The sequence below is a fragment of the Flavobacterium sp. CSZ genome (genome assembly GCF_015350725.1).
In the GTDB taxonomy this organism is placed as follows: domain Bacteria; phylum Bacteroidota; class Bacteroidia; order Flavobacteriales; family Flavobacteriaceae; genus Flavobacterium.
Genome location: NZ_JADKPQ010000013.1, coordinates 45050 through 59083, shown reverse-complemented (window position 1 = coordinate 59083; position 14034 = coordinate 45050). Strand labels below are relative to the sequence as shown.

Genomic DNA, 14034 nt, shown 5'->3' with positions numbered 1-14034 from the left:
AAACTGTCAAAAGCACTTTAAATTTAATTGATGCTTTTTTAGCACTTATATGAGTGGCTATGCAAACAAAAAGCAGAGAAAAAATTAAGATGCGCATGCTAAAATACTGTAATAATCCAAGATAATCTGGTTAGATATTTGAATGCTTCCCGCTACTAAGACAAAGCTTCAGATAAATCTGAAGCTTTTTTGTTTTAATTAATATGGCTGGCCTCATATCGCGGATCAGAAGAAAAAGTTGCGGATCAACACGAAATTTGCAGCTAATCAATAATTTCCCTTATAGTTTAACAAAGTCTTTTATTTAACTTCTAAAATTAAAATGTAATTTTGAATAACTAATTTTATTTGAATATGAAAGCAGAACTAAACATACAAAGCAAAAAGTTAGAACTTATTCAATGGTTATCCACTATTGAAGATTTATCTCTTATTAATAAAATTATAGATTTGAAAAAACAAGAGAATAAAGATTGGTGGAATTCAATTTCTGAAAACGAAAAACAGTCTATTGAAAAAGGATTGCAAGATGCTGAAGCAGGAAAATTAAATTCACATTCAAAAGCGAAACAACTTTATGACAAATGGTTATAAAATTCTATGGACAGATTTACCCTAAGCAAATAAGGTAGAAAATATCAGAGCACATTTTGTGGGAAAATCATATACTAAATTACATGCACTTTTTCTTCAATCCCCAACAGGACATCCAAACCAAAATCCTGAAGACATATAAAGACAGCGCCTACATATAGTAAGCCAATCTTTTCAAATCCTCCATAAAATGGTGTGTTATTTGTCCTTTTGGGTCACAAAAAAATCCCATTTCTTGCGAAATGGGATTTTTTTTAATTTTTGAATTGCAGGGTTCTAATTCACAAAACGGCTTTATCTTTAAGGTTTAAACTACTTTTTACTCAAGCAATATACCTATAATTTGCTCCCACAATGCCAGTAACTGTTCCTCTTTTATAGTATCGGTAAGCGTTCCCGCGTTTGTACACAGGACGACGCTGGTATTTTTAGAAGGAAAATAAAAAGCATAGGCACCGGCTCCGGCTCCACTGCCCTCGTGGCCGATTGCCTGCAGACCACTATTGGTTTTATAAAAATGCAGTCCCAAGCCATATATGGGCGTATCCTGATAATTAACGGCAACCTTCATTTCTTCCAGCGATACGGGTGATAGTAACGTTTTGTCATGGAGCAGCTTGTAGTAAAACCCAGCTATATCCTGAACAGAAGCAACAATACCGTCATCGCCAATGAAGGTAAGTACTGTACCCAACTGCAATTCGCTCACATCGGTAAAAGTGCCGTCTATTTCTAGATAGTTAGCAGTTGTGCCTTGTGGAGCAGCAGTGCTTGCCGAGCCCGCTATATAATAGGTGTTGGAAAGTCCAATGGCGTTAATTATTTTGTCGGTAATATACCTTCGATGTCCGTTTGGAGTGACACTATCAATAATAATTGCCAGCAAATGATAATTTATATTGCAATAACCAAATGACGCGCCAGGTGCAAATTTTGCGGGTTGATCATATACATAGCTCAATACCTGTTCGCTTGTCATAGGCAGTGGCCCTGCAACAAGATCATTTAAAAACTCTTCGCTATCTAAATAATCAGGAAGGCCTGATGTCATGTTAAGCAGTTGTCTTACCGTAATGATATTTCCGTTTGGCAGCTTATTACAAATATCAGGAAGATAGTTATTTACTTTGGCATCGAGATTGATTTTGCCCTCCTCTTTCAGTTTGAGTACAGCAACTGCGGTAAAGGTTTTTGAAATACTCTGCATATAGTGAAGAGCAGAACTAGCCATCGGCTTTTCATTAATTACTGCGTTTCCTGCAACTAGAGTATAACTCTCGGAAGCTGTTTTTACACTAAGGCTTAGGCCAGGGAAGTTGGACAAAGCTGCTTCAAGTTTTTGTTGTGCCAGCACTTTTTTATCAGGTGAGGGCTTGGAATCGTCATTGCTGCATGAGGTGATAAAAGTAACAACAGCTAGTAATAAAAACTTTTTCATAAAATGTGATCTTAATTATTTGAATGCAAACTTCAGATAAGAAAAACTAGAAAAAGTTCCAAAAGCTTAAAACTGTATAAATTGGTACTTATTTGCTAGTGTTCATTTGGTGTCTGACCACTAACTTTTTTGAAGGCTGTATAAAAACTCATTTTTGAAGTATGGAAACGAACATACGATTTACAGATAACTTACAGTCTATTCAACTATAAGTTAAATGAATTCATATTTTGAATCAAGGTAAATAATTATTCTAATCACTTTTATTGCAAAATAATTTAAACTAAATGAATTTTTACATCAATCCTCAACAGGACATCCAAATCACATTGCTTTAGGCATTCAAAGACAGACACTACATGTAGCAAGCCAATCTCTTCAAATCTTCCATAAATTTTATAGAAATTTTATAGAAGTTTGTCCTGTCGAGGTCAACAATCGGATAGGAACTTACGGATTATTTTCTCTAGGTGAGCTTCCACACCACCCGGTACTTAATTAGAGTCCCTTTCACTATCCATCGAATTTCCTTTGAAAATGAATCATGAGAAATCAACATTACTTTTAATAAAAAATATTTTTCGCAATACGGTGTTTTTTATATTTTTCTAACATGATAAAACTAAAATTCACGAGTTAAAATAACTTTCAACCTATTTAACACTATCCAATACAGGCTTAGCCCTTGTAAGATTTAATAACATTTTTTCAAATATGCCCTAAAATAAAGATGCATCATAGGTTGTTCACTTGATGTGCATTCTAAATCCTTAAAGACATATATTAATCTTCTACTATTAAGGATTCGAATCCATAAATCCACGGACTGCTAATCATGTGATCAAATTGATTATTATTAGAGCTGTAAATAGCCATTATTTTATCAGGATTAAATGGACTCTTAAAGATATTCATAAATGTAATATTATTTCCTCTAATACTTTTACCTCCAATTTTAACAAAATCGTTTTGAACATCAAGAGGTATTGCATCTAAAGCATTTTTTATTATTAGATTATTATTAAATTCATGACCTATAAACAAAATATTTTTTGACTTTAAATCGATATTTGAAATATTATCCGAATAATAAATAGGACATTTTGCAAAATAAAAATTTTCATATTCATTCTTAAGGCTGCTTAAGAGTTTATTTTCTTTTTTATTTGAATTGGCAATAATTATAAAGGGATCTCCAAATAAATCAGCAATAACTTTATCTTTGATATCAAACTTATTTTTTAATTCAGCTTCCATCTTTATTCTCAGATCTAATCTTGGCTTATCATATACCTTATGATAGAGCTGCTTGTCATTGTAATTTACTATTAATGGTAATTTCGGGTTTATTGATAAAGTTTTTAAATCAATGCTAATTTTAGAAATATTCTTACCCGTTATAGATATAGTCTGAGAGTTGACAGTGAAATCTGCTTTTATTTCTGATTTATCTTTTAATTGGTCTTTTTCAAAAGACAACCAGTAAATTTTATTATATTTACTATTGTAACTTTTATAATTGATCTTTACGTTTTTTGTTTTTCTTCTTTTCCCCTTAAAAAACGAAAATGTTTCTTCTCCAACTAAAAAAGTGTTGTAGAACATTCCCGATAAAGCACTAGAAGAAACTTTCAGATCCATACCTTTTTTATTGCAATCATCCAAAAGCTTTTCAAACAAAACAAAAGGACTGTGAGTATCTTGCTTGTCATAATGAATAAAAAGTGGTAGATTGCTAAGATTCCCAAGTAAACTCTCAGGACCGTTATTAGTCAGCCATTTATTACTATTCATAGTTTTATATACTGGTGCATATAATCCCACAGCTGCAAATTTATCTGGATAGTGGCCTGCAAATGTTAAGGCTCTTTTTCCTGCAGAGCAATTTCCTTGCAGGTATATTCTATCTATGTCTATATTGTAATTTTTCTCCACATCTTGCATTGCATTTAATATCTCACTTTCTGAAATTGGTACAAACTCTTCATTTAAGTAAAACCTACCTGATGGTAATAGAATATTATAGCGGTATTTATTGGCCAGATACTTAGCCCTATTTATGGACCAAGCCCTGGAGAGTTGGGATGAAGAGAGAAAATGATGGTGATTCTCACTTATTGGTTTAACTAAAACAACCAACGGAAGAGCTTTACTCACATCATAATTATCTGGTGAGATAAAAACATAATGCTGAATTGAATTATCTATTTTAGATCTATAGGCCCTTAACTGTACTCCTGTTGAATTGGTCAGTTCGGATTGTTTTTTGTCTAAATTATTGAAATAATTTTCCAGCTCGTATAAAAGATGCGACACTTTATGTGACCACCACCAGTCATCCTTTCTTGAGGAATGATTTAAAAGAAACCTTAATCTGTATAGATAAGTATCGATTTGGGATATTTGTTCTATATTGTTTGTAAATCTAATTTTCTGTTTTGCATAAAACCCATATGCAGAATCTGCATTTCCCTTATAAAATGCTTGAGAAAACTTAAAGCCATTTTTGCAGTAACTTACCAAATATGCATGATTTGCTGCAAGAGATCCAATTGGGATCAAAGGATCCGAATAAATTGGTCTTTTATAAGAAAAAACCTCTTTTCCGTTAACATCTTTAATAGAATAAAGAAGTGTGGAATCTAAAACATTTGAGAAGTTCTCACATAAGAGCAATTTATCTTTTTCAATGGATTTTTGTAATAACAGATTCACATTTCTCTCATGAAAGAATAAGTCTCTGTATTTATTTCTACAGAAAATTCCTTTAAAATATATTTCACCTGAATAATTTATCTTTTTTACCGTTAAGATATTCACTCCTTTATTTAAATGCAATGATGTAAAGTCATCATAAAATAGATTTAAGGATCTCTTTTGATCATTCGATTCATTTACCAAAGAAGAATTCAACCATATTTTTAAAGCGTCACTTGATTTAGTTAAGAAATGAATAGTATCCTCTTTGGGCGATAGAATTTTACATGAGAAATAAATCGCAGAACCAAAAACGTTTTTCAACTTCTCATTGGGTTTTATTTCACTAAAATCAATTATCTCAGAGTTAAATTTCTTATAAGTATTTTCAAGTTCTTTGGAAAAAAAAAGTTTAAAGCGTGCTTTTGCGGGCATCAAAAAAGGATTGGATACAAATTCTCTTTCATTATAGCTTATCTGCCTGAGATGATCAATATCTATATATTTTTTATCTTTCAAGGTATCTTCTAATCTAACAGGCCCCAAAACATTCCATTGAGACAAAATTTTGTAACGATCCTCTCCTAGATCCGATACATCATAAATTGCTATTTTATTATCATTGCTGCACGAGAAAAGCATCATGATATTGACCAAACAAACATAGTATTTAAGAAATACTAAAGAGCTTACTTTCTGCGCCATATTTTTAATAAAATTTAAATTATTTTATGCCAAAAATCCAAGTCTAGTAAAACATCATTTCATCCTTTTATCAAACGCAAGGCGATGATAATCAAATAATAACAGAACTCTATTGGTGAGCTGCATTGGTATTGAAATAAGCAAGAGCAAAATCAATTACCCCGGGGACTCCTACCCCTCGCATACATCCTAACCAGGAGCTGAAATTTCATGGTAGGAGCCAAACATTACTTTACCGCGTTGTTTTTGATCTATTTTAAATTATAAGAATCTCTAAAGAAAACAGATACAATAATCTGATAGTGTTAACCTTAAGGTTCTTTCAATACTATAGCTCATTCATTTTTATTATTCTTATTGGAAAACAATACACATTGCACTTTTCCTATAACGTTAGATTCCGGAAGGAATCCCCAAGATCTTGAATCTGAAGTGCCTTTTCTATTGTCTCCCATCATAAAATAATAGTTTAGTTTGAATTTATATCTGGTTGCTTTTTTTCCATTGATAAAGTAAGTACCATTTTGCTGGGTTATAATACTATTTTCAAATAAGTTAAATATTTTATTATACAGCACAAAAGTATCAGGATTCAAATTTATTTCCATTCCTCTCTTTGGTATTATTACAGGTCCCATATCATCTAAAGTCCACCTGCTATTGGTCGTTTTTATTACTTCTTGCTGAGCCCCATTAAAGATATCTACATTTTTTTTTATCGAGTCTATACAATTGATTCTCCTTATTAATTGCAATTCGTGTTTTGAAAACAGTGCACTAGCCCAATTTGCAGAGCCCTTGTTATAAATTAAATTTTCTTCTATTTCTAGCGAATCAATTATGGTAAAGAATTTTTTTTTGTTTTTTAATTTAAACCTATAACTGTTTTTGACTGTTTCAGGAGAATTGTAGCGTCTGGAATTAGTATAGACTTCCCCTTTAATTATCTTTATTGTATCACCTGGCAGTCCAACACACCTTTTGACAACAAAATATTTTCGGCTTATATCCAAGGAAAACACAAAGACATCACCTGTTTTAATCGCTGTTGTACCCGCTAAGCGATTGTAATTCCACCAGTTGCTTTTTATTTTTGAAAGAGCATTTTTATTTTTGTAAAAAGCCAGGTTTACCAAAGGAATATCAAAGGGAGAACGGGGTAATTTAGGGCCATATTTTAGTTTGTTTACCACAATAATATCTCCGGGATACAACAGGTTTTCCATTGAAGAACTTGGAATTTTAAATACATCAAGGATAAATAACTTGGTCAAGATTAATGATGATAAAACAAACAAAAACACAACTATGCACTTAATTATTTTTTTAAAAAAAGAAGGCTTCATTAATTTAATATAATGGGATATAATACTATAGGTCACTATAAAAAGCAGTATTGCAGCGCTGAGCCACAACAAACCTAAAACTACTAAAAATAGTAGCAGAGCGCTCATCAGTATCTTTTTTATCATAAAAATCATCTATGGCTTTACGTACTAAAATTCAATCCCTTAAGGCAATTTTTAGTATATATCGTTATTTTTTAATTCTTTTTCTTGGTGGCGAAATTTTGAAATTTATACAATAATGAAAACATAACATAACGTTTTAAAACTGTGTTTTCAGCATCCACAACAGCTGTTGGTGTAATGGTTCTTGAGGTACTCTGATTTTGGTTCAGTAAATCATATACCTTGACTTTGAATGTCATTTTATCTTCTGCAAATTTGTAGGACAAACTGGTATTCCATAAATAAAAATCTTTTTTATACGGACCGGAAAGATCCGAATTGTAAGTGTATCCAAAGTCATTTCCAAAAACCCAGTTTTTTGGCCAATAACACGTTGTTTCAATATTAAAATTATGCAGTGTATTGGAGGTTGAATTAATATAACTATTGGTGTATTTGGTATCATTGTATGCAAAGCTATATTTGGGTTTGATACTCAATAATTTTCCATAATCATAGGAAAGCTGCAGAACAGGAGAAAAACGCACTGTTTTTGCAGTATACAACTCCCCGTTGGTAAATCCTTTATCTAAAAGATAGTCCGTGTTGATGGCAAACATGAACAAAAATACATGTGCATTGTTCTTTATGGTTTTATTCCATTCAACACCCAATAGAGTATTATAGGTACCATAAACATTATCATAGGTTGCAATTTGTCTGCCGGCACTATTAAAAGCTGAAGTGGCTATTATTTGATTATCATAAATAGTGGTATTAGAATAGATATCATAGCCCCAAAGGGTTTGAGAATTGTAACTGGTGTAGGTCAGATAAGCCACATGTGATCTTGAGGCTTTTAAATCCGGATTTCCAGTTCTTCTCACTAGTGGATTATCCAGGTTAGCAACCCCTAGAATCTGGTAATCTTTAGGAATTAAAAATCTACGTTCATAGAACATATAAAATCCCTTGTCTTCTGTAAACTGATAACTCCCTTTTAATGATCCCTCAGGAATTATATAATTTTTGTTTAAAGATGTACTCTGATTTATATATGTTGCATTGTTTTGCGCAGCGACAAAATAGGTTCCTGTAGAGACTGTTAGATTCAATTTACTTTTATTGATGGTAAAGCCCACTTTGGGATTAATCTGGAATCTGGTAGAGAAACTATAATTGGTAAGGGAGTCTACTAATTGATCCACCGAATAATTGCGATCATAGGTTTTTTTATCATCCGCTATTTTTTCCCACTCGGTATTGATATTAAAATTCAAGCTCAAAGAGTCCGTTAAGGGTTCTGTATAACGCAAAGAACTTAAATACCTGTCTTTTTGATTTACTGCTTTAACATTTTGATTACGAATGTCATCAGGTGTATCTCCCTGTTGATAAATTGTAGTGGATTCTACAATTGAATTTGAGTCCGTTTTTGAATTTTCATTAAAAAAATTAGCCGTAAAATACCTTCCTTTCTTCTTTGTTTTTGTAAAAACGCTAATCGTATTCTGAAAATTTATATTATCGCTTTGATTCCAATTATCAGAATCAGTAGTATTGATCAATTGATTGTTTTCATCTGTGGTCTTTCTATGAAAAGAAACACTCTCTGTAGTGTTTGCCTTGTCGAGTTTTGGAGTAACAATAATTTTTGTCATTGTAGAGATATCAAACTCTAAATTAAAATCTGCATTGTGTTTTGAAAGCCCCCTTTTGGTTTTGGTAGTCGACTGGGCAAGTAAAGAGCTCTCAGGCAAGAGTGTAAGTTCTGATGTTGTGTTATTATTTTGAGCGTCAGAATCTGTAAAAAAATAATTTCCATTTGATTTGTTGCCTTTAAACCACTCATCAACATAGTTCACCCCTATTAAATTTGATTTGATAATTCCCGGCCCTCTTCCAATTACAGGTCCGCGGGAACCTGAGTTTCTGCCTCCCCGCATGTTATCGAAAACCTCGTCCATAGAGAATCCCGTAGCATTGATATTATTGGATGAAGCCAAAAAGCTGATTCTTCTTTTATCCTTGAAATAACTCAGCAAGGCACTGCTTTCATAGCGATCAGAACTGCCATAACCTGCTAAAAACTTCCCAAAGACCCCCTTGCTCTTATCTTTTTCAATTGTTAAATTAATAGACGCTTTATTAGAACTGGAAGCTTGCTTTGTAAATTCTTCTTCTTTGGTTTTAGTATTGGAAATTTGTACTTTTTTAATAATTTCCGAAGGCAGATTCTGAAGGGCAACTTTACCATCTTCTCCAAAAAAAGGCTTACCGTTAAGCAGTATTTGATTGACTTCTTTACCGTTTACCATAATTTTTTTGTCAGCATCAATGGTTACTCCCGGCAATTGTCTCAATAGGGTTTCCACATTGGCATCGGGGCGCAGCTTAAATGAAGATGCGTTAAACTCCAAGGTATCTTTTTTGATACGTATAGGCGGCGCTATGGCTTGTATTACCACCTCGTTTAGTTTGTTTTCATATTGCGAAAGCTTAAATACTCCCAAATCTATATTTTGATTAATATTTTGCAATGTTTTAGAAACTTGCTGATAACCTTCTGCGGAAATCCTAAATATTACATTTTCTGCCTTAGATCTGGTCTCTAATTTAAAACGGCCATTTTTATCTGTAATAGTGTACGCTATTACAGAGGAATCTTTTGAGTGAATTAAATAAACCGTAGCGGACTCTATTGAAGATTCCCCTTTTTGGTTCATTACTCTGCCATTAACCAGAATGTTCTTTTGTGCAAAAGAGTAAAAATTGCCAAAACAACATACGATCAATAGGATATAATTTATAGTTAATTTCATTAATTGGTATTTTTTTACAATCCCTGAGTCTGCACCAGAAAACAGGTTACTATTATGGATTTATTAAATAATGATTTTCAATTATTAGCCTCAAGGGTCTGAAAAACACAAAGAGTTAATAAAAACCTATAGTGAGAAATCATGCAGAGCTGCCTATCATTTAATTCTCTTTATCTACAACTTTGAGTTTGAAATTTTCCATTCCAAGCAGGCCCGTAGCATTTACCCCTTCAATTTGTCCTGAAAAAATGGTGTTGATATCCGAACAATAAAACTCTATAACGGCTTGGCCTTGTTCATTAGTAATTAGATCGGGCTTCCAAAACAGGGTGTTTCTGTAATCAGGAAAAGGATCCTTTATCGTTACACTATCATAGATCGCTTCATAAAATTCCCGCCTTGCATAATAGCCCTTGATCATTTTTAAATTAAACTTTTTCAAAAGCTGTTCTTCTGTTAAATCCTCATCAGGATTTTTATAGATAATTTCCCTGGTCCCATAGTAATTCTGGTGTGGATAATCACTGCCTAGTATTTCTCTGTTTTTACCCAGAAGCACCACAACCTTCTCTCCGTTTTTTGGAGCCCTTGTTTTCCCTTCATGGTGATTGTTCATAAAGCAATTTAAAATAGGTCTTGACGGCCCTCCTTCCAAACATACAAAATCCGAATTCCCGGAATTTAATCTCGATAAGCTATCGAGAGTTCCTAAATATTTATTTCTAAAAACCTTCTTTTTTTTATCTCCGATAACAACTTCATTTAATCTTTGATGATGATCCAGACGCATGAATGTTTTAGATGTATCATCAAAATTTTCCTTTACCAGTCTCTCAAGGGGATAGTTATCCCCTATCTCTTCTCTGCTTGCGTTTATTAAATCAAATGACTTGTCCTTTACATAAATTACCTGTTTGGGTTTCTCAGGGGTCATTGGTCTTATAAATAGACTCTCACCTTGCCCCATCTTTAAATGACCCGCAGTTATAGAAAAGTCTCCATTAGCATTGGCAGTAAAAATATCTTGTCCTTTTAAGGGATCAGATGTAAAGACCATGATAATTTTTGGTGAGACGGCGGTGTTTTTTTTATTTGGATTCTCCAGGCTGAGATTTCCCGAAATACTATCTGATAGAATAGCTTTAGAAGGTGTATTATCTCCCTTTAAGTTGTTTTCGTTCCAAACATAGCGTCTCCATCCCTGGGTAAGGAGTAACAAATCCAGGGCGCTTTCTCTATTGGTATTGTCTTTATTGAAGTAATAGCCCGGATCATAAATTTTCCCATTCAACTCACCAAAGAGATAATAATGACTCATTATATTTCTTGAATCGTTTTTATTTCTGTACAATTGATCCACTACACTTACTCCCAAGTGAGCAACTACAGGATTATTATTCTCATCGGTGACCTTTATTTTTAAAATGGCCTTTTCTCTTTTTTTGTATTGACTTTTATCCAGTACGGTCTCTATATTTAATTTCTTCTGGGTATTAACATATAATAAACGCTCTGCTATGGGTTCTATATTTTCATTGAAAAGAGTTACCTCGGCAATCCCCTGCGGCAACTCTTTTAGAGGGATTTTAATGGTTAATTGATCTTCTAAAACTCCAATTGCAACACTATATACTATACCTCTGCACTGCACTCTTAAAAAAACATTCTCCTTGATGGCATTACCGCTTCTCTGTACATTAAAAACAGCGAAATTCTCATCATTACTCAGTAAATGCAGAACAGTACCACGGGTGAGCATCTCAGGTAATGCATATTTGGTTTTGTTGCTCAGTTCAATATGATATTTACTATTTAATTTGGGCTTAAATAAAAAACTTCCCATTCCTGCATGAAGACTTTTAAAATCCAATACCGCTGTGTTGTCTTGATATAATTTTCCAGACACATCAACTGGTAATCCTTTTGAATCCACAGCCTTAAAGGCAATTTTATTTTCAAGGCCCAAGACCATATTTCCCCCCTCAGGGAAAAGTGTAAAACTAAGATCAGTTTCTCCTTGAGATGCTTTACTCTGAGTCTTTGGTTTGTCATTAATGCTTTTTAGGATACTTATCCTGGCTGCTGAATTAAAACTTTTGATGCCTTTGTATAAAGATGCTGAGCTGTAGGCTGTCAATGTGTAAGAACCCGGTTTTAAGGAATCATTTAAATATAAATGCCCCGATACAAAACCATTTTCAATTTCATATTTTTCTTCCCAGGCCACTCTATGGGTCTGCTGCTCGATTAGCTGAACAAATAAAACTTTACTGCCCAGAGAAGCAATAAAGCTTTGCGAGTCTAACACATAGCCTTTAAACCAAAGATCTTCCTGGGTTTCATATATGTTTTTACTGGTTTGCAAATAAACGTTATCTAAATGAAGATCTTTGGTTAGCGTCTGAATCCGGCCGGCTATAAGATCGGCAGTAGTAGTCTTGTTTTGTGAATAACAGACCCCTGATATTGTATAGAACAAACACACGCTAAACTTTAGCAATAATAGGGCTATATGGTATTTGGCTTGGCTTTTCACTATGTAATAACTTAAAATGGCTTTTATAGAATCTATCTTTAGAATTTTACGATTAACAAACAAAAACTCCTCACTGGGAGGTCTTTTTTAAAAACAAAGTGTTTTTTTTACAAACTTACTCTGGCTTTAAGCTTTTCAAAAGCGTTTGAGTTATCAGGAGATTGAAACTCATGACTTATGAATTCTCCATCACTAAATTTGATAATACAAGGATATATGCTATTGTCTGTAGGAACAATAAACTGATTTGCTCTGTCTACTATGATATTGGAATGTTCCCCTATTTTCACCCCTGTTTTTTGTTGTAAAATTTTAAGGGACTCTATTTTTGTCAATACAAAAAAGATTCTTTTGTTATTGGCATTTTTTCTCAAAAAATCTTCCGCTTCCTGAATACATCCTGAACATCCCAAACCAGGAAGTATGACAATCCAGTCTATATTTTTTTTTATCCCGATAGTCCCCACGGCATCTCTTAATTGATCTTTTTCTTTGTCCTGAATGCTTTTATTACATGAAAAACAAAAAGCAATTAAAGGCAAGAGTATGGTGTATAACAATAATTTTCTCATGTTTATTTAATTTTTTTAGGTACAAATATTTTAAAATTCAGACTTGCTTCATTAACATCTTTTTTATCTATAAATTCGATATTGAGTCCTTCTTGTGTGACAAAACTATTCTGCCAGTGCCAATCTTCACTTGTACCTATAGTTGTTTCTCCCAAATAGCCAAAATTGCTATCCAGTATTATCACCGTTATGGGTTTCTCCTTAATCTGAGTTTTAATTGTTGCATTGGGAATTGCCCTGCGTAAAAAACGATAATATACCTTTCTGTACTTATCGTATTTGATGGCTGCATATAAGTCCTGGCTGGCAATATGCTGAATTAAGTTTTCTCTTGTTGTTTTATTTGGTTTCTTATCAATGGATAAAATAGTTCCTGCAAAATTACTTCCACCGTATACTGTTTTGTATTGCTCGGATCCAATCTTGGTAATATAGAGTTCATGTGAAATTGGAAAGCTGTAAATTAATTTATCACCATCAGGATGCAGCTCACCAAAAACCTCTGTAAATGTTTCGTCATCCCAATTGTAATTCTTTCCGTATAATGAAGCAGGATAAGTATCATTGAGTGTTAACTCATTTGTTTTAAGATTGACTCTCTCGAGAAATTTTATCTTAGAAATTAACGAATCGGGAATAGTGCGAATGTACTGAGCAGGCAGCAACAACTCCTTAGAAGTTTCTAAAAAAGGGTTAGAAGTTTCAGGCAGGAATTGAGAATAATACAAAGATTGACTCGAGGACTTTTTGAAATCCTGATTCTCAGTTAGTGGTATCTTGCCCAATACTTTACTCTTATCATTGGCAATCAATAACTCTAAATTTATATAATTGAATACATAAATTGAATCCATATTTTTAATATGATACCCCAAAGGCATCTCTATACCATCAGGTCCTTTTTTATCATAGGAAATTTTCTTTAAAAACGCTGATGTTTGGTAATTGTAAAAGTAGATCGAATTATTGTAGGTATTAAGAAAAGTTAAGTTCAATAGGTTGTTTATGTCTTTATAAATCTGAATGTATTGAGGCTTAGGAGCCGTATTGGTATCCAAAATAATTCTCTTTGTCTGAACTTCGCTTAACTGCATGGTTGCTGTAAGTTTGCCTTGATTTACATTTTCAATTTTCTTTGTATTGGAGGTACAGGATAAAATGAGACAAAAAACCAGCAGGCCGCCCCATATTTTAAAGTTTATTAATTTCATAGAAAGAT

At 33.0% G+C, this 14034-nt stretch carries 8 protein-coding genes; 1 reads left to right on the top strand and 7 read right to left on the bottom strand.

Features of this window, described 5'->3' with window-relative positions; genetic code table 11:
• The first annotated feature begins 354 nt into the window (after positions 1-354).
• The gene (locus IRZ78_RS15615; protein WP_194617424.1) at positions 355-594 is read left to right on the top strand and encodes a hypothetical protein; all 240 of its coding nucleotides are present in this window, start codon (positions 355-357) and stop codon (positions 592-594) included.
• Positions 595-913: 319 nt separating this feature from the next.
• Here the strand turns inward: IRZ78_RS15615 and IRZ78_RS15610 are convergent, their stop codons facing one another.
• From IRZ78_RS15610 to IRZ78_RS15580, 7 genes are all read right to left on the bottom strand, one after another.
• Complete coding sequence (locus IRZ78_RS15610) at positions 914-2032, bottom strand: serine hydrolase domain-containing protein (protein ID WP_194617423.1); 1119 nt, start codon at positions 2030-2032, stop codon at positions 914-916.
• Positions 2033-2815: 783 nt separating this feature from the next.
• Positions 2816-5434 (bottom strand): hypothetical protein, encoded by a 2619-nt coding sequence (locus IRZ78_RS15605; protein WP_194617422.1) that lies wholly within the window; start codon positions 5432-5434, stop codon positions 2816-2818.
• A 335-nt stretch (positions 5435-5769) separates the two neighbouring features.
• Entirely contained in the window at positions 5770-6780 is a 1011-nt protein-coding gene (gene lepB, locus IRZ78_RS15600) for a signal peptidase I (RefSeq protein WP_228520507.1), read from the bottom strand.
• A 197-nt stretch (positions 6781-6977) separates the two neighbouring features.
• Entirely contained in the window at positions 6978-9707 is a 2730-nt protein-coding gene (locus IRZ78_RS15595) for an outer membrane beta-barrel protein (RefSeq protein WP_194617420.1), read from the bottom strand.
• A gap of 160 nt (positions 9708-9867) precedes the next feature.
• Positions 9868-12243, bottom strand: a complete 2376-nt coding sequence (locus IRZ78_RS15590; protein ID WP_194617419.1) for a hypothetical protein — start codon at positions 12241-12243, stop codon at positions 9868-9870.
• Positions 12244-12350: 107 nt separating this feature from the next.
• Positions 12351-12815 carry a hypothetical protein gene (locus IRZ78_RS15585; RefSeq protein ID WP_228520493.1) on the bottom strand — a complete coding sequence of 155 codons (465 nt, stop codon included), beginning with the start codon at positions 12813-12815 and terminating at the stop codon, positions 12351-12353.
• Positions 12816-12817: 2 nt separating this feature from the next.
• Positions 12818-14026: a DUF4221 family protein gene (locus tag IRZ78_RS15580; protein WP_194617418.1), complete on the bottom strand. Its 1209-nt coding sequence runs from the start codon at positions 14024-14026 to the stop codon at positions 12818-12820.
• Positions 14027-14034: the final 8 nt, after the last annotated feature.